General features: G+C 60.2%; 21 protein-coding genes. 3 read left to right on the top strand and 18 right to left on the bottom strand.

The window, feature by feature from the left end; all coding sequences use genetic code 11:
* On the bottom strand, positions 1-215 hold a 215-nt coding region (locus B3V69_RS19335), incomplete at its 3' end, for a ubiquinol-cytochrome c reductase iron-sulfur subunit N-terminal domain-containing protein (RefSeq protein WP_296448989.1).
* Positions 216-360: 145 nt separating this feature from the next.
* On the opposite strand from B3V69_RS19335, the gene mscL reads away from it, so the two are divergent.
* Positions 361-789: a large conductance mechanosensitive channel protein MscL gene (gene mscL / locus B3V69_RS19330; RefSeq protein WP_296448986.1), complete on the top strand. Its 429-nt coding sequence runs from the start codon at positions 361-363 to the stop codon at positions 787-789.
* A 61-nt stretch (positions 790-850) separates the two neighbouring features.
* Here the strand turns inward: mscL and pdxA are convergent, their stop codons facing one another.
* The 3 genes from pdxA to B3V69_RS19315 all read right to left on the bottom strand — a co-directional run bounded on the left by pdxA (position 851) and on the right by B3V69_RS19315 (position 3,141).
* Positions 851-1,900 carry a 4-hydroxythreonine-4-phosphate dehydrogenase PdxA gene (pdxA, locus tag B3V69_RS19325; protein WP_296448983.1) on the bottom strand — a complete coding sequence of 350 codons (1,050 nt, stop codon included), beginning with the start codon at positions 1,898-1,900 and terminating at the stop codon, positions 851-853.
* 40 nt (positions 1,901-1,940) lie between these two features.
* Complete coding sequence (locus tag B3V69_RS19320; RefSeq protein WP_296448979.1) at positions 1,941-2,699, bottom strand: Nif3-like dinuclear metal center hexameric protein; 759 nt, start codon at positions 2,697-2,699, stop codon at positions 1,941-1,943.
* A gap of 61 nt (positions 2,700-2,760) precedes the next feature.
* Positions 2,761-3,141 (bottom strand): hypothetical protein, encoded by a 381-nt coding sequence (locus B3V69_RS19315; protein WP_296448976.1) that lies wholly within the window; start codon positions 3,139-3,141, stop codon positions 2,761-2,763.
* A gap of 148 nt (positions 3,142-3,289) precedes the next feature.
* Here B3V69_RS19315 and B3V69_RS19310 point away from each other — a divergent pair, with 148 nt between their 5' ends.
* The gene (locus tag B3V69_RS19310) at positions 3,290-4,432 is read left to right on the top strand and encodes a S1C family serine protease (protein WP_296448971.1); all 1,143 of its coding nucleotides are present in this window, start codon (positions 3,290-3,292) and stop codon (positions 4,430-4,432) included.
* Positions 4,433-4,524: 92 nt separating this feature from the next.
* Here the strand turns inward: B3V69_RS19310 and tatC are convergent, their stop codons facing one another.
* The 14 genes from tatC to tnpA form a co-directional block, all read right to left on the bottom strand.
* Entirely contained in the window at positions 4,525-5,328 is an 804-nt protein-coding gene (gene tatC, locus B3V69_RS19305) for a twin-arginine translocase subunit TatC (RefSeq protein ID WP_296448967.1), read from the bottom strand.
* Positions 5,328-5,792: a Sec-independent protein translocase protein TatB gene (gene tatB, locus B3V69_RS19300; protein ID WP_296448965.1), complete on the bottom strand. Its 465-nt coding sequence runs from the start codon at positions 5,790-5,792 to the stop codon at positions 5,328-5,330. The genes tatC and tatB overlap by 1 nt, the downstream gene beginning before the upstream one ends.
* A gap of 57 nt (positions 5,793-5,849) precedes the next feature.
* Entirely contained in the window at positions 5,850-6,089 is a 240-nt protein-coding gene (tatA, locus tag B3V69_RS19295) for a Sec-independent protein translocase subunit TatA (RefSeq protein WP_296448962.1), read from the bottom strand.
* A gap of 92 nt (positions 6,090-6,181) precedes the next feature.
* A complete protein-coding gene (locus tag B3V69_RS19290) occupies positions 6,182-6,553 on the bottom strand; it encodes a histidine triad nucleotide-binding protein (protein WP_296449014.1) in 372 nt (123 codons plus the stop codon).
* Positions 6,553-6,936 (bottom strand): DUF4870 family protein, encoded by a 384-nt coding sequence (locus B3V69_RS19285; RefSeq protein WP_296448959.1) that lies wholly within the window; start codon positions 6,934-6,936, stop codon positions 6,553-6,555. The genes B3V69_RS19290 and B3V69_RS19285 overlap by 1 nt, the downstream gene beginning before the upstream one ends.
* Complete coding sequence (locus B3V69_RS19280) at positions 6,933-7,313, bottom strand: phosphoribosyl-ATP diphosphatase (RefSeq protein ID WP_296448956.1); 381 nt, start codon at positions 7,311-7,313, stop codon at positions 6,933-6,935. Before B3V69_RS19280 ends, B3V69_RS19285 begins: the two co-directional genes overlap by 4 nt.
* Positions 7,314-7,319: 6 nt before the next feature.
* Positions 7,320-7,709, bottom strand: coding sequence for a phosphoribosyl-AMP cyclohydrolase (hisI, locus tag B3V69_RS19275; RefSeq protein WP_296448950.1), 390 nt, complete (start codon positions 7,707-7,709; stop codon positions 7,320-7,322).
* Between the two features lie 83 nt (positions 7,710-7,792).
* Positions 7,793-8,593: an imidazole glycerol phosphate synthase subunit HisF gene (hisF, locus tag B3V69_RS19270; RefSeq protein WP_296448948.1), complete on the bottom strand. Its 801-nt coding sequence runs from the start codon at positions 8,591-8,593 to the stop codon at positions 7,793-7,795.
* 429 nt (positions 8,594-9,022) lie between these two features.
* Positions 9,023-10,609: an IS66 family transposase gene (gene tnpC / locus B3V69_RS19265; RefSeq protein WP_414707584.1), complete on the bottom strand. Its 1,587-nt coding sequence runs from the start codon at positions 10,607-10,609 to the stop codon at positions 9,023-9,025.
* Positions 10,610-10,691: 82 nt separating this feature from the next.
* The gene (tnpB, locus tag B3V69_RS19260) at positions 10,692-11,033 is read right to left on the bottom strand and encodes an IS66 family insertion sequence element accessory protein TnpB (protein ID WP_296448945.1); all 342 of its coding nucleotides are present in this window, start codon (positions 11,031-11,033) and stop codon (positions 10,692-10,694) included.
* A complete protein-coding gene (locus B3V69_RS19255) occupies positions 11,030-11,398 on the bottom strand; it encodes a transposase (protein WP_296448943.1) in 369 nt (122 codons plus the stop codon). The genes tnpB (B3V69_RS19260) and B3V69_RS19255 overlap by 4 nt, the downstream gene beginning before the upstream one ends.
* A gap of 359 nt (positions 11,399-11,757) precedes the next feature.
* A complete protein-coding gene (gene tnpC, locus B3V69_RS19250; protein ID WP_414707585.1) occupies positions 11,758-13,308 on the bottom strand; it encodes an IS66 family transposase in 1,551 nt (516 codons plus the stop codon).
* 97 nt (positions 13,309-13,405) lie between these two features.
* Positions 13,406-13,741, bottom strand: a complete 336-nt coding sequence (gene tnpB, locus B3V69_RS19245; RefSeq protein ID WP_296448940.1) for an IS66 family insertion sequence element accessory protein TnpB — start codon at positions 13,739-13,741, stop codon at positions 13,406-13,408.
* 7 nt (positions 13,742-13,748) lie between these two features.
* On the bottom strand, positions 13,749-14,132 hold the full coding sequence (gene tnpA, locus B3V69_RS19240; protein ID WP_296449005.1) for an IS66-like element accessory protein TnpA: 384 nt from the start codon (positions 14,130-14,132) through the stop codon (positions 13,749-13,751).
* On the opposite strand from tnpA, the gene B3V69_RS19235 reads away from it, so the two are divergent.
* Positions 14,127-14,440, top strand: a 314-nt coding sequence (locus B3V69_RS19235; protein WP_296449017.1) for a hypothetical protein, incomplete at its 3' end; no start/stop codon positions are given. The two genes, tnpA and B3V69_RS19235, sit on opposite strands and share 6 nt — an antisense overlap.

Raw genomic sequence — 14,440 nt, 5'->3', positions numbered from 1 at the left:
CGCCACTCCACAGTCATTTTCTCACCGGGCTTCAGCGCGGAAATGTCCGCCTCTACCGGCGCGCCAGCCGCTTTAGCCCTTTCGGAGGGCTGGAAACTACTGACAAAGGGGACGGCGGCGGCTATACCGCCCACGGCACCAAGGCAGCTGGACGCGATCAGCCACGTCCGTTTGCTGGCGTCGATCTGACGGCCGTCGACTAGGGTCTCACTCATGGGAATCCTCAATGAAAAACATCGCTATTGGGGGTGAACCGGCGATTGTAGCTGACCGTTCAAGGCGACTTAGCGCTCGAAGGCTATGCAACAACGCGATTTCCGTGAATACTTCCAAGCTCTGAATCAAAAGGAGTTATGACTCATGGGAATGGTGCAGGAGTTCAAAGAGTTTGCCGTCAAAGGCAATGTGATGGACCTCGCCGTGGGCGTGATCATTGGCGGCGCGTTCGGCAAAATAGTCGAATCCGTGGTCGGCGACCTGGTCATGCCGGTGATTGGCGCGGTGATTGGGAAACTTGACTTTTCAAGTCTTTTTGTTGTGCTGCGACCGCCTCCTGCGGGCACCGCCATGACACTTGACGCCCTGAAAAAAGCCGGCGTTCCGGTACTGGCCTATGGCAACTTCATCACGGTCGCCGTCAATTTCGCGATTCTGGCGTTCATTATTTTCATCATGGTCAAGCAAATCAACCGCCTGAAGAAAAGCACGCCGCCACCGCTGGCCGCACCGGCAGCAACCGCCGAGGATGTGTTGCTGTTGCGCGAGATTCGCGACAGCCTCAAAAAATAGATTTGCTACAAACTCAATAGCGAATAGTCGTTATTTGACGAGGGCTGTCGGTCTATTTATCTTATGCCGCCGGCAGACGGCAGAGGTGTCGCGCCATGCGAATCGCCTCGATCAGGCTGGAGGCGTCGGCCTGGCCGGTGCCGGCAATATCAAACGCCGTGCCGTGATCCGGGCTGGTGCGCACCAGCGGCAAGCCCAGCGTGACATTGACGCCCTTCTCAACGCCCAGGTATTTCACCGGGATCAGACCCTGGTCGTGGTACATCGCCACCACGACGTCAAACTCGCCTGGCTGGCCGTCTTTGGCGCGCGCCCGCATGAACACTGTATCCGGGGCGAACGGCCCGCTCACCTGCAGGCCCAGCGCGCGCGCCGCCTCAATGGCCGGCGCGATGATGTCAAGCTCTTCGCGCCCGAACAGCCCGCCCTCCCCGGCATGCGGGTTCAGACCCGCGACCCCGATGCGTGGCACGCGGCCCAGGGCCGCCGCCAGCGCGTCATGGGTGATGCGCAGGGTCTGCAACACATTGTCAAAAGTCACCGCTTCGATCGCTGCACGCAAAGACACATGAATGCTCACCAGGACAACGCGCAACTCGTCATTGGCCAGCATCATTCGCACCGGCATGTCCGCCAGCGGCCGCCCCGCATGCTCCGCCGCCAGCGCCTGCAACATTTCCGTGTGCCCCGGATAGTGCGAATGGGGTGCGCCGGCCAGCGCCAGCGCTGCCTTGTTGAGCGGCGCGGTCACCAGGGCCGCCAGCTCACCGCGCAGCGCGGCCTGCGCGGCCCAGACCACGCACTCGGCGGCGAGTCCGCCAGCGCTGGCGCTCAACTGTCCGAACGGCGCCGGTGCTGCCAAGGCCCCTAGCTGCAACACCGGCAGGCAGCGCGGTGGTAGGTTGAGCGCCTCGTCGGGCGTATCAAGCAAGACGACCGGCAGCGGTATCTGACCGGCGCTGATCAGTTGCACCGCCCGCCGCAGGGTCGCCACATCGCCCACCACAAAACAGCCTTGCGTGACATCGGGCGCATCCCGAAACGCCTTGGCGATGATCTCGGGGCCAATCCCGGCGGGGTCGCCGAGCGTGATGGCAATCGGTTTTTTCATGGTGTAACAGTCCTTGGTTCCGACCCGGCATGCGCGGGCTTCAGGCCGGGTTGTCAATATCGATGAATTGGTGCGCCAGACCGAGCTGCTCGGCGACATGCGCGGCCACGGCCGGTGCGCCGAAGCGCTCACTGGCGTGGTGCCCACAGGCCAGATACGCCACGCCGCATTCGCGCGCATAGTGCGCCTGCGGCTCGGAAATTTCGCCGGTGATAAAGGCGTCGGCCCCGGCGGCAATCGCCGCTTCAAAATAGCTTTGCGCTCCGCCGCTGCACCATGCTATTTTTTTAATAGCGCGTTGCGCACCATTGACAAGGGCTACAGGCCGATTTAATTGAACTTGAATGTGCTGCGCGAGAACTTCAGCGCTCTCGAAGCCATCAGACGTCACCCGCTCACCCAGAAACCCCAGTTCCTGCTCACCAAAGCGGGCCTGCGCCCGCAGACCCAGCTTCAAGCCCAGTTGCGCGTTATTGCCCAGCTCCGGGTGCGCGTCCAGCGGCAGATGGTAGGCAAACAGGTTGATGTCGTGCGCCAGCAGCAGCTTGAGGCGCTGCTTCATCCAGCCGGTGACGCGGCCATCCTGACCGCGCCAGAACAGGCCGTGATGGACAAAAATCGCATCGGCCTGGGCCGCAATGGCGGCTTCGATCAGCGCCCGGCTGGCGGTGACGCCCGAGACGATTTTTCGCACGACGGCGCCGCCTTCCACCTGCAAGCCATTGGGGCCGTAGTCACGAAAGCGCTCGGGCTGGAGCAGCGTGTCAAAGGCCTGCAGGAGCTGGGTGCGGTCGGGCATGTCAAGAACGGGAAGAAAAATGGGGTTTGAGGAAGCGGGTGGGGCGTGCCGAGGTGCATTGTCAACGAATTTTTGAGCCGCCTGATCGCGCCGCCAGCGGGGGCACCTCCACCGTGCTGTCACAGCCTTGGCCGACTGCGATCCATCGTTGCGCCAGACGCGCCAAACCAGGCGCCAGCCAGCGGGCCAGGCGCCGCAACGGTCGGGGCAATACAGTCTGCAGCACATCGAGCGGCGCACTGAGGGCGCCACAGCGGTACTGCTGCACATCATCCAGCCAGCGCACCGCGACACAAGCGCCATGGCGTCGACCCGAAAGCAGCACGCCCAGCGGACACGGCTCCAGCAGGCAGCACACGCCACACCCATTGCAGGGCGCGCCCGGCGCTGGCTTGGACGCCGCGTCGGCATGAATCAGGATGATCTGGTGTGTCTTGGACATGGAACTGGTCAACTGTACAGCGCGCGCCAAGCCCCCAGCGCCAACGCCGAAATCCCAGCCGTAGCGCCAGCGCGCCGCGCCGCCTACAATTTGAAATCCTGCTGCTGACTCATCCATTTACTTAGGGGGCGTATCGCCCGACATTTTCATGAAACGTCTCTGGTTGTTGTTTTCCCAAGCGGTCACCGTTCTGCTGGCGGCGTATTTTGTGGTCGGCACACTCAAGCCCGATTGGCTGGGACACCGGCCCTACGGTTCAGGTACGGTGGCCCTGCTGGAAGCGCCCGCCGCCAGCTCGGGCGCGGCGCCGCCCGGCAGTTTCAGGCTCGCAGCGCAAAAATCATCGGCGGCGGTGGTCAGCATCAACACCAGCAAGGCGGCCAAAAATAGTCCGCGTAGCAACGATCCGTGGTTCAACTTCTTTTTTGGCGAACAGGGCAATGAGCCCCAAATCGGGCTGGGCAGCGGAGTCATTGTGAGCGCCAACGGCTACATCCTGACCAACAACCATGTGGTGGAGAGCGCTGATGAAATTGAGGTCGTCCTCAACGACAGCCGCCACGCGCGGGCCAAGGTGATTGGGACCGACCCGGACAGCGACATCGCCGTTTTGAAGATTGATCTGGACCGACTGCCCGTCATCGTGCTGGGCAACTCCGATACGCTGCAGGTTGGCGACCAGGTGTTGGCCATCGGCAACCCCTTCGGCGTCGGGCAAACCGTCACCGGTGGCATTGTCAGCGCACTGGGACGCAACCAGCTCGGCATCAACACCTTCGAGAACTTCATCCAAACTGATGCGGCCATCAACCCCGGCAATTCCGGTGGCGCCCTGGTGGACACCAACGGCAATCTGCTGGGCATCAACACCGCTATTTATTCGCGCTCGGGCGGCAGCATGGGCATCGGCTTTGCCATTCCGGTATCCACCGCCAAGCTGGTGATGGAAGGCATTGTGAAAGATGGCCAGGTCACGCGCGGCTGGATTGGCGTGGAGCCGAACGATTTGTCACCCGAACTCGCGGAAACCTTCGGCGTCAAGACCAAGGAAGGCGTGATCATCACCGGCGTGCTGCAAAACGGACCGGCGGCGCAGGCGGGCGTCAAGCCTGGCGATGTCATCGTCCGGGTGGCGGGCAAGCCGGTCAGCAATGTGTCCGAATTACTGTCCAGCGTCGCGGCCTTGAAGCCAGGGACGGTGTCCAAGTTCAGTGTGCTGCGTCGGGACGAAAAAGTCGAGCTGGATGTGACACCGGGTGTGCGGCCCAAACCGCGCAAGCAAGCTCAGTAAACGCCACGGCGCCCGGCCATGGCCGGGCGCTATTTGCTAGTCTTTTAATAGCATGTGACGCCCATCCATAGGGGGTCAGGGGTGTTTTTACCCTAAGGCTTGGCGGCTTCGGCAGCGTCGTCAGGCGCCTGGGTGTGTTTGATGAAAACCTGCGCCGCGATGATGCCCGCTTCGTACAGCAAGTACATCGGAATCAGCAAGGCAATCATGGACACCGGATCGGGCGGCGTGACCAGCGCCGAGACAGCTGCGGCGCCGACCACAAAGTAGGTGCGATACGACTTGAGCTGCGCAATCGTCACGAACCCCATGCGGGCCAGAATGACGACCACGATGGGCACTTCAAACGCCACGCCAAAGGCGATGAACATGGTGATGACGAAGTCTAGGTAAGCCTCGATGTCCGGACTGACGGCAACCGATATCGGTGCCATTCTCTGGATCGCCGGAAAAGCCTGGCCAAACACGAAGAAATAGCAGAACGCCGCGCCCATGTAAAACAGAATGGTGCTGGCCGCCACCAGAGGCAACACCAGCTTCTTCTCGTGCTTGTACAAGCCCGGCGCCACAAAAGCCCAGATCTGATAAAGAATCCAGGGCAAGGACAAGCCGACGGCCGCCAGCACCGTCACCTTGATCGGCACCAGAAACGGCGACACCACGCCCACGGCAATCATCCGCGAACCTTCGGGCAGCGCCTTGACCAGCGGCATCGCCAGCAAGTCGTAGAGTTTGGAGGGGCCAGGGTAGAACAGCAAAACAGCCAACAGGGCGGCCACGCCATACAAGGCCCGCAACAGCCTGTCGCGCAGCTCAAACAGGTGCTGCACGAAAGGCTGCTCGGTGCCAGCCAGTTCGTCTTCTTGGCCGTCTTTAGGCTTGCTAGGGTCGGTCATCAGCTAACTTTGGAAGGTCGAAAGCGGGCCACGCGGGCGGCCCCCGACAAGGCGTTGGTGCGGGTGCCGGTACGGACCTTGTACCAGCGGGGCGTGGCACCTTGCTTGACGCGCCATTTTTTTCGGGGGTGTTTGTACTCTGGAAAACCGGAATACGAATCACCGGTCTGTGCGTTGGATGCCTGTTCGGTGGTCTCGGCCCAGCTTTTCTCGAAATCGCTGGCGCTGGTCTGGATCGAATTTTCGACATCACGGGCTGCGCTTTCAACCGTGTCCTTCATTTTCTTGAGCTCGTCGAGCTCCATCGAGCGACTGACCTCGGACTTCACATCGGCCACATAGCGGCGCGCGCGCCCCAACAAAGTTCCGACTGTTTTTGCCAGACCCGGCAGCTTTTCAGGGCCAATGACCAGCAACGCGATCGCGCCAATGATGGCGAGTTTGGTGACCCCGATATCAATCACTTACAGGTATCCCGCAAAGCTGCGCGCTGATCTGAGCATCCCAACCCGCCTGCGCCATCAGGCCTTGGTCTTGGCTTCGACATCAATCGTTTCTTTGGCGGCGCTGGCGCTGGACGCCACCTGCTGGGTAGCGGCGGCGGGCGCATCGGCGGGCTTGTCGGTGCCGTCTTTCATGCCGTCCTTGAAGCCTTTGACCGCACCACCCAGGTCCGACCCGATGTTGCGCAGCTTCTTGGTGCCAAAAATGACGATGATGATGACCAAAAAGATGATCAGGTGTGTTGTCGAAAATCCCATGAATTTCTCCTAGCGAATTGTGTCGATTTTAGTCGGCGAAGCAGTTCCAGCGCCCTTACCCCGAGATTTATCGCTGAAATATGCCCTGGAAATTAACCTCTGAGCCAGGGCCGGGGACCGCCCATCACGTGGACATGCAGATGATGCACCTCCTGGCGTCCCTCTGCACCGGTGTTGCTCAGCATGCGAAAACCCCCGTCCGGGTAGGGGTTGCACCCTTCCTGCAAGGCGAGCCGGGGCGCCAGCACCATCATACGGCCCAGCAGCCCCGCGTGCTCGGGGCCGACGTGCGCCATGGACGGAATATGCATCTTGGGAATCATCAGAAAATGCACCGGCGCCCAAGGATTGATGTCGTGGAACACAAAAAGTTCCTCGTCCTGGTAAACCACCTTGGCCGGGATTTTGCCCGCCACTATTTTGCAAAACAGGCAATCGGGTGCGCTTTGAACGATGGACGCCATCATGCTGCGGTCTCCATCGGAAGCCCCTTGTTCATGCGCACCATGCCACTCACGATGCGGTAGAGAAACCAGAGGGAGATGAGGCACCAGGCGAACCAGCCCGGCAAAATAAAGAGAAACCACAAGGGGGCCGTCACCGCATAAAGCACGGCGGCAATGACGACGGTGCGGATGCGCCAGCGAAAATGCGAGGCGTGCCAAGTGCCCTCGGCCTCGGGCCGCTTGACCATGTCAATGATCAAGGCGGCAATCAGCAGCACCGGGCCAAACTGCCCGCCCGGAATCAGGGCGCCAATGGCCACGATCAAATGCAGGATGTAGCTGATGGTGCCCACCGTGTTGAGCGATTGGAGCTTTTCAATGTCCAGGGCTTCCTGGTTCATTTGCTTTCTCCTTCGCGCGCCTGTACCTTGCGCAAGGCTTTTTCTTCGATGCCGCTGGTACCGACACGACGCTCCAGCTCGGCCACCACATCCGCCGGTGTCAGGCCATAGTGCGCCAGCGCAATCATGCAGTGAAACCACAGATCCGCCACTTCGTAGACGATTTTTGACTTGTCGCCGCCAAAGTCGGCATCTTTGGCCGCCATCACCACTTCGGTGGCTTCCTCGCCGATCTTTTTCAGGAAGGCATCGGGCCCCTTGTGCAGCAGGCGCGCCACGTAACTGGCTTGCGGGTCACCGCCGTTTTTCGGCAAACGGCTCTCAATCACCTGCGCCAGACGGGCCAGGGAATCAGCGGACGGAACGTTGGAAGTCATAAATACTTATTTGTAGATGGTTTGCGGGTCTTTCAAGACCGGCTCGGTGACTTTCCAGGCACCGTTCTCGTACAGGTTGAAGAAGCAGCTGTGGCGCCCGGTGTGGCAGGCAATGCCGGGCTCATGCCCGAGCTGGGTGACTTTGAGCAAGAGCACATCGTTGTCGCAGTCCATGCGGATTTCATGCACGATTTGCACATGGCCCGACTCCTCGCCCTTGAACCAGAGTTTGTTACGCGATCGGCTGAAATACACGGCGCGACCCAGTTCCGCCGTCTTTTGCAAGGCCTCGCGGTTCATCCAGGCGAACATCAGCACGTCGTTGCTGCCCTGCTCCTGCGCAATCACCGGCACCAGCCCTTTGGCATCCCATCGAATATGTTTTAACCAGCTCATGAAGGTTTTGTCCGTGATTTGAATTTGCTACTTTATTGATAGCTGCTAATGCAGTATCGACGAGGGCTACAGGTCAGAAAAGCTTAGATTCTGACAGGGATCCCGCGCTCGGCCATGCGTGCCTTGGCCTGGCCCACTGTGTATTCGCCGTAATGAAAGATGCTCGCCGCCAGAACGGCGTCAGCGCCACCGATCTGAATCCCATCCACTAGATGGTCCAGGGTACCGACACCACCGGAGGCGATCACCGGCACGCTCACGGCATCGCTGATAGCGCGCGTGAGGGCCAAATCGAAGCCGGCCTTGGTGCCATCGCGGTCCATGCTGGTGAGCAAGATTTCACCGGCGCCGTACTCGGCCATCTGGCGCGCCCAGGCGACCGCGTCCAGCCCGGTGTTCTTGCGCCCGCCATGGCTGTAAACATCCCAGCCGGGGCCTATTTCGCGCCCATCCGCGGTGAGCCGCCTGGCGTCCATTTCGGAGCGGCGCTTGGCATCAATCGCCACCACGATGCACTGGGCACCGTATTTGGCGGAAGCGTCCTTGATCACTTGCGGGTTGGCGATGGCGGCCGAATTGAAACTGGTCTTGTCGGCGCCCGCGTTGAGCAAGCGCCGCACGTCTTCCACGGTACGCACGCCACCACCCACGGTGAGTGGAATAAAGACCTGCGAGGCCACCGCCTCGATGATGTGCAGGATCAGGTCGCGTCCGTCACTGGTGGCGGTGATGTCGAGAAAAGTGAGCTCATCGGCGCCCTGCTCGTTGTAGCGCGCCGCGATCTCCACCGGATCACCGGCGTCGCGCAGCTCCACAAAATTGACGCCTTTGACCACGCGGCCGCCGGTCACATCCAGGCAAGGAATAATTCTTTTGGCAAGCATGTTGGGATTGTAGTGGTGTCATTTGCGGGAGCCGACCGCCACGAATGCCCGGTATCTGGCTGTTCAGTCAGACAACTCACCAACCAATGCGTTTTCTGCACATTGATTTGTGAATGAGTTTGTGAACACAAAGCAGTCCAAAAAAATGCAGGTCCTGGGCGTGCTTTGAAGTGTCAAGAATACGACCGTTTGATTAGAGGATATTTAGCGGTGAAATTTATTCCCGCTTGATGGGGTTAGGCTCCACCTAGCGCCGTCAGGACTGCTCCCGCCGCGCTCCCCAGAACAGAGGTGACCAAGGGGTGTTCCAAAAGGGCGGCCAACCGACTCTTTGCCTCTGTCTTTTCGTGAGCAGAGGCAGAGGACTGTAAGCGGCTGGCCGTGGCACCTTGACGGAGGTACCCGGCATGTGCGAGGTCGTGGACCGCCTCAGGCCTTCGGTTGCCAGCGATGCGGAAGCAACTCGTCGATTCGGCTGTTCAGATGCGATGGCAGCCGCGTGAGCACGTCTTTCAGATACGCCCACGGATCGTGGCCATGCATCTTTGCCGACTGCACCAGGGTCATGACGATGGCGGCGCGCTGGCCGGCAAGTTCACTGCCGGCGAACAGCCAGGCTTTGCGGCCCATGGCCCAGGGACGCATCAGGTTCTCGATGTGGTTGTTATCGATGGGAACGTCGCCATCCACCAGGTTGGCCATCAACGCGCTCCAGCGGTTCAGGCTGTAGTCGATGGCCTTGGCGGTGGCGCTACCGTCGGGCACGCGCTGGCGCTCCAGCTGCAGCCAGGCATGCATCTCTTCCCATAATGGCTTGGCCCTGGCCTGCCTCATGTCCAATCGTTGCTCGACAGATAGATCGCGGGCTTCTCGCTCGATGCCGTACAGCTTCGCCATGCGCTGCACTGCCTGTGTCGCCACCGGACTCTGGTTGTCCTTGATCAACTCGTCGAATTTTCGTCTGGCGTGGGCGAGACATCCGGCTTCAATTCGCTGTTCAAGCTTGAAGACGGTGTCGTAGGCCGCGTACCCATCGCACACCAGTGTGCCCGACCAATCTTGCAGGAAGGCCACCGGATACTTCGCTCCTCTACCCACGCAGAAGTCGTACACCACGCCCGGCAACACATCGAAGCCGCTGCGTGCATAAGCCCAGATATAGGCGCGTTTGGTCTTGCCCGCGCCCGGGTCCAGCATATTCACCGGCGTCTCGTCGACATGTAAGACGTTGGCGCCGAGCACGAAGCGGCGGTGCGCGTCATACAGCGGTATCAAACCGGCACCGCCCTGTCCCGACCAGGCCGCCAGCGTCGAGCGCGGCGTGTGGATGCCAGAGCGCGCGTTGATCTGTTCCTGGCGGTAGTACGGAATGTGATCGACGAATCGGCTCACCAAGGTGTGGGCGATCAGGCCCTCAGCGGGCATACCCTTGTCGATGATGTGCGGCTCAGCCGGCTCTTGCACCAATGTCTGGCAGCCCTTGCACGCCCACTTGCCGCGAACGTGGCGATGCACGAAGAATTCAGCCGGCACGATGTCCAGCTTCTCGCTCACGTCTTCGCCAATACGCACCATGGGCTGGCCGCAATCGCACGTGGTGTTCTCGGGTTCGTGGTGATGGTCCACGCGGCGCAGATGCTCGGGCAGTGCCTGGCGTTTGGGTTGACGCGCAGGCGCTTTGCCAGCAGACTCGCCCGGCGTACCGGTTTGGCCCTGCAAGGCTTCGAGCTGAGCTTCAAGACTTGCCTGGTCGGCCACCAGCGTCTCCTCGAACAATTGCCGCTGCTCGGCATTCATGCGCTCGGTCTTGGCGGCAAAGCGCCAAGACTTCAGGCGCGCCAGCTCAAACGTGATGCGTTCGAGCTTGACGTCACGAAACTTGATGGCCTGCGCTTGGGAGGTGATGAGCTTGCTCTGCTGGGCGATGTGTTCCAGCATCGTGGTCGCCACTTCAGCCAGTGCACTGGGGCTCAGACGCTGCAGGTCCTGGGCTTTGAGTTCGTGCACGTTGAGCATGCGCCCATTGTGTAAAACAACCGATCAAACCGCCATTAGGGCATGTGCCGATTGTTCTTTTTTTCCAGACAAACTCAAACTATTACATGCGCGTGATGACCTGCATTTGCTCCAGCCGTTGCCACGGCAAGCCCAGCACCAGCGCGTCGAATTGCTGCTGCGTCAGCGCCATCGGCGACGCCGTGCCAGACACCGCAGTCGGCCACACGAAGCGGCTTTGATTCAAACGCCTGGCCGCGCACCACACGCCGAAACCGTCGTGCACCAGCAGCTTGATGCGCGTGGCGCGCACGTTGGCAAACAGATAACCGTGGTGCGCTCGGGCAGCGCCGAACACCTGCACCACACGGGCCAGCAGTCGCTCGGGGCCGGCACGCATATCAACGGGATCGACCGCGAGCCACAGTGCGTCGATGCGAATCATCGCAGCCACTCCCGCAACAAAGCCCCACAGTCACCAGCACATTGCACGGGCCACGTCACCGTGACGGCGGATGCGCCGCGCCGCAACTCCATGCGAATCTCCGGCGCGGGTGCCGACATGGCCTGCGGCGGTAGCTGCAGGGGCAGGAACTCTGCGTTGGGTCTGGCACTGACTACCACCCGATTGCCAACCCCGGCATCAGTCGCTCGTCCCTCCAGACTTCGCCAGCGGTGAACCACGTTGGCGTTCAACCCGCTTCGCAGCGCAACTGCGGCAACCGACGCCCCGCTCTGTCGGCATGCCTCCAATACCTCGGCCTTAAATTGCGCACTGTGCTTGCGACGCGCCACTCTCTTCGTTTCCATAGTGTCCACCTGGTTGTTTCGTGGACACTATGTTTACCAGCTTGGCCGCAGGATTCAAGATGACATGGCTAGCCGCTTACAGAGGACTGATCAATTTTTTGAATCAGTTCATTGAACGTTGCTTGAATGTGTTGGGTGTTGTAGTCCCCGACCTGAACTCCAGTGGAGTTGTGAATATTTATCGTTGTTGACTTCATCGCGGAAGGGGTCGAGGAGAGAGCGGTTGTTTTGCGAACCTTCAGTGTGTAGCTCGGTGGAATCGAGTGGAGGCCGTGTCTGTAGTCGGCTGACAGGACAAGATAGACGTAAGCAACTGGGGAATACACATTGACGCGATGAGCGCGTCAATGCATTAGTCGTCAACGAATGGTTTGAGGCTGCCAGCGATGGGGCAGCAAGTCGCCCACCTGACTGGCACGCTGGGTCGGCAGGCGAGTCAGCACATCTTTCATGTAGGCATAAGGGTCATGCCCATTGAGCTTGGCACTTTGGATCAGGCTCATGACAGCCGCCGCGCGTTGTCCTGCCCGCAGTGAGCCCGCGAACAGCCAGTTGCCCCGTCCAATTGCAATCGGACGAATCTGGTTTTCAATCCAATTGTTATCAATGGGCAACTGCCCAGCATCGAGATAGCGGGTGAGCGCCCCCCAGCGTTTGAGACTGTAATCGAGTGCCTTGGCAGTGGCCGATCCATCCGTGATTCTCTGGCGCTGCAACAGCATCCACTCATGCAATGCATCGGCGACCGGTTTTCCCCTGGCTTGCCGGATGGCGTATCGCTCATCAGCGGTGAGCATTTTTACCTCGCGCTCAACCTCGTAAAGCTCCGTGATGTACTGCAGGGCCTGCGCGGCAATCTGGCTCTTGTTGCTGACATGCAGGTCAAAGAATTTCCGGCGGGCATGCGCCATGCAGCCCACCTCCGTGACGCCAAGACAGAAGCTGGCTTTGTATCCTGCGAAATCGTCGCACACCAGTCCACCTTTCCAATCCCCCAGGAAGGCGCGGGCATGTTCACCTGCGCGGGTCTCACAGAAATCGTAGACCACGGCTTTCAAGTCCTCGAAGGTCCCTGGCGCATACGCCCACAGGTAAGCCCGATGCGTTTTCTTGTTGCCGGGTTTGAGCATCGCCACCGGTGTCTCGTCGGCATGCAAAACACTGTGGCTGAGAATTTCCTGCTTTAAAGCATCGACCAGCGGCTGCAACTGTACGCCGCACACGCCCACCCACTGCGCCAGGGTCGAGCGTGGCAGTGCCATGCCGGCACGCGCAAAGATGGTTTCTTGCCTATACAGCGGTAAATGGTCCGCGTATTTGGCCACTAGCACCTGGGCCAGCAGGCCCGCCGTGGGGATGCCTTTGTCGATGATCTGGGCCGGCACTGGCGCCTGGGTCAGGGTCTGGCATTTGGCACACGCCCATTTGCCGCGAATGTGGCGCTCCACCGTGAACAGGCCTGGCGTGTAATCGAGCTTCTCGCTGACGTCTTCTCCGATGCGCTTCAAGGTGCAGCCGCAGCCCGGTGTGGAGCAGGTCGTGGCATCGAGTTCATGGTGGAATTCCACGCGCGGCAGATCTGCTGGCAGCGGGGCGCGTTTGGGCTGCTTGGGGGCGTCGGCGTTTGTCTTTGAACTGGGGGCGAGCTGTTCAAGCTCTTCTTCAATGGCAGCGATGTCGGCATCGATGGTTTCGTCGAGCAGGCTGATCTGGCCCGCATCGAGCTGCTCGCGACTGCGACCGAACTTCCAGCGTTTGAGAACCGCCATCTCGTGCGTGAGCTGGTCAATCTTGGTTTGGCGGTACAGGATCTCGCGGTCTTTGGCTGCAATCTTGGTCAGCAAGCCATTGACCATTTCACGCAGCTCTTGAGCGCTGAGATGTGTCAGGGTTTGCGTGTCGACGACCATGACAAGTAGTGTGCCAAACCATCCATCGCAAGCCAATTGGGACATGCCCGAATAGACTGAGCAGCACTGGTTTATTCATGATCAAACTGCTGCCTTGTCACACCACGGTGATGATGCCGCCTTCGCCGATTCGCGCCCACGGCAGGCCCAGAACCAAGGCATCAAGCTGGGCCCGGCTGAGTGTCATTTGCGTCATGGTGTCGCTGCGCGGCCAGACAAACTTGCCCTGGTGCAGCCGCCTGGCCGCCAGCCAGATGCCAAAACCGTCATGCACCAGTACCTTCATGCGGTTGGCCCGTTGGTTGGCAAACAGGTAGGCGTGGTGCGGGTGCGCGGCGCCGAAGACTTTGACCACGCGCGCCAGCGCCGTATCCGGGCCAGCCCGCATGTCCAGCGGCTGTATGGCCAGCCACGCACAATCGATACGGATCATTCAGTGATTACCTGAGCCACTCGCGCAGCCATGCACTGCAAGAAGCGGCGCCTTCGAGCGGCCAGTTCACCGTGATGGTGCTGCTGCCTTTATGAACCTCGACCCGGATGTCGGGTCTGGCGCTGGAGCCGCCCTCAACCGCTGGCAAGGCTGGCGACGCCTGCTCCAGCGTGACTGGCACGAACGATCGCGCCCGTAGCAGCAGGGCCGCGCGCTCCTCTTCGTGAAGCCAGCGGTGGACAATGTTGGCGTTGATGCCATGGGCCAGGGCAACTCCAGCCACGGATGCACCGCTTTGACGACATTCCTGGACGACCTCAGCTTTAAGTTGCGGGCTGTAATAGCGTCTTGTGGGGCGAGGGGCATCAACCTCGTTCGAACTGGTATGCATGAGCTTCATGGTGCACACTATCGTTTCGATTGGTCATCGATTCAATATGCCTTCGGCAGACGCTTACAGATAGACTTCCTCCTTACCACTTGGAATTGGCCGCACCACATTGTCGCCTTCGTCAACGTCGATGGACTTTGCCATGATGATTATCGACTCGGGCGAGACAGCGGCCTGGTATGGACCAAGTTTCCGACCGTCCGGCTTAAGGATAAGAACCGTATCTTTCAGGTGACTTCGAAGTGCGGACATATGATGTGGATCCTTAGTGGGGCCTTACGAATTTGGAACTTCGCTAATTTCACTGT

The organism is Rhodoferax sp. UBA5149, from assembly GCF_002413825.1.
Classification (GTDB): Bacteria; Pseudomonadota; Gammaproteobacteria; order Burkholderiales; family Burkholderiaceae_C; genus Rhodoferax.
This window is presented reverse-complemented; position numbering and strand designations above follow the sequence as displayed.

Coding starts and splice junctions, on each gene's coding strand:
- mscL (WP_296448986.1), top strand. CDS start 361: ATGGGAATGGTGCAGGAGTTCAAAGAGTTTGCCGTCAAAGGCAATGTG.
- tatA (WP_296448962.1), bottom strand. CDS start 6,089: ATGGGATTTTCGACAACACACCTGATCATCTTTTTGGTCATCATCATC.
- tnpA (WP_296449005.1), bottom strand. CDS start 14,132: ATGCATACCAGTTCGAACGAGGTTGATGCCCCTCGCCCCACAAGACGC.
- pdxA (WP_296448983.1), bottom strand. CDS start 1,900: ATGAAAAAACCGATTGCCATCACGCTCGGCGACCCCGCCGGGATTGGC.
- B3V69_RS19290 (WP_296449014.1), bottom strand. CDS start 6,553: ATGGCGTCCATCGTTCAAAGCGCACCCGATTGCCTGTTTTGCAAAATA.
- tatC (WP_296448967.1), bottom strand. CDS start 5,328: ATGACCGACCCTAGCAAGCCTAAAGACGGCCAAGAAGACGAACTGGCT.
- hisF (WP_296448948.1), bottom strand. CDS start 8,593: ATGCTTGCCAAAAGAATTATTCCTTGCCTGGATGTGACCGGCGGCCGC.
- B3V69_RS19255 (WP_296448943.1), bottom strand. CDS start 11,398: ATGGAAACGAAGAGAGTGGCGCGTCGCAAGCACAGTGCGCAATTTAAG.
- B3V69_RS19320 (WP_296448979.1), bottom strand. CDS start 2,699: ATGCCCGACCGCACCCAGCTCCTGCAGGCCTTTGACACGCTGCTCCAG.
- tnpC (WP_414707584.1), bottom strand. CDS start 10,609: ATGCTCAACGTGCACGAACTCAAAGCCCAGGACCTGCAGCGTCTGAGC.
- B3V69_RS19280 (WP_296448956.1), bottom strand. CDS start 7,313: ATGACTTCCAACGTTCCGTCCGCTGATTCCCTGGCCCGTCTGGCGCAG.
- B3V69_RS19315 (WP_296448976.1), bottom strand. CDS start 3,141: ATGTCCAAGACACACCAGATCATCCTGATTCATGCCGACGCGGCGTCC.
- tnpB (WP_296448940.1), bottom strand. CDS start 13,741: ATGATCCGTATCGATTGTGCGTGGCTGGCCATACAGCCGCTGGACATG.
- tnpB (WP_296448945.1), bottom strand. CDS start 11,033: ATGATTCGCATCGACGCACTGTGGCTCGCGGTCGATCCCGTTGATATG.
- B3V69_RS19310 (WP_296448971.1), top strand. CDS start 3,290: ATGAAACGTCTCTGGTTGTTGTTTTCCCAAGCGGTCACCGTTCTGCTG.
- B3V69_RS19285 (WP_296448959.1), bottom strand. CDS start 6,936: ATGAACCAGGAAGCCCTGGACATTGAAAAGCTCCAATCGCTCAACACG.
- hisI (WP_296448950.1), bottom strand. CDS start 7,709: ATGAGCTGGTTAAAACATATTCGATGGGATGCCAAAGGGCTGGTGCCG.
- tnpC (WP_414707585.1), bottom strand. CDS start 13,308: ATGGTCGTCGACACGCAAACCCTGACACATCTCAGCGCTCAAGAGCTG.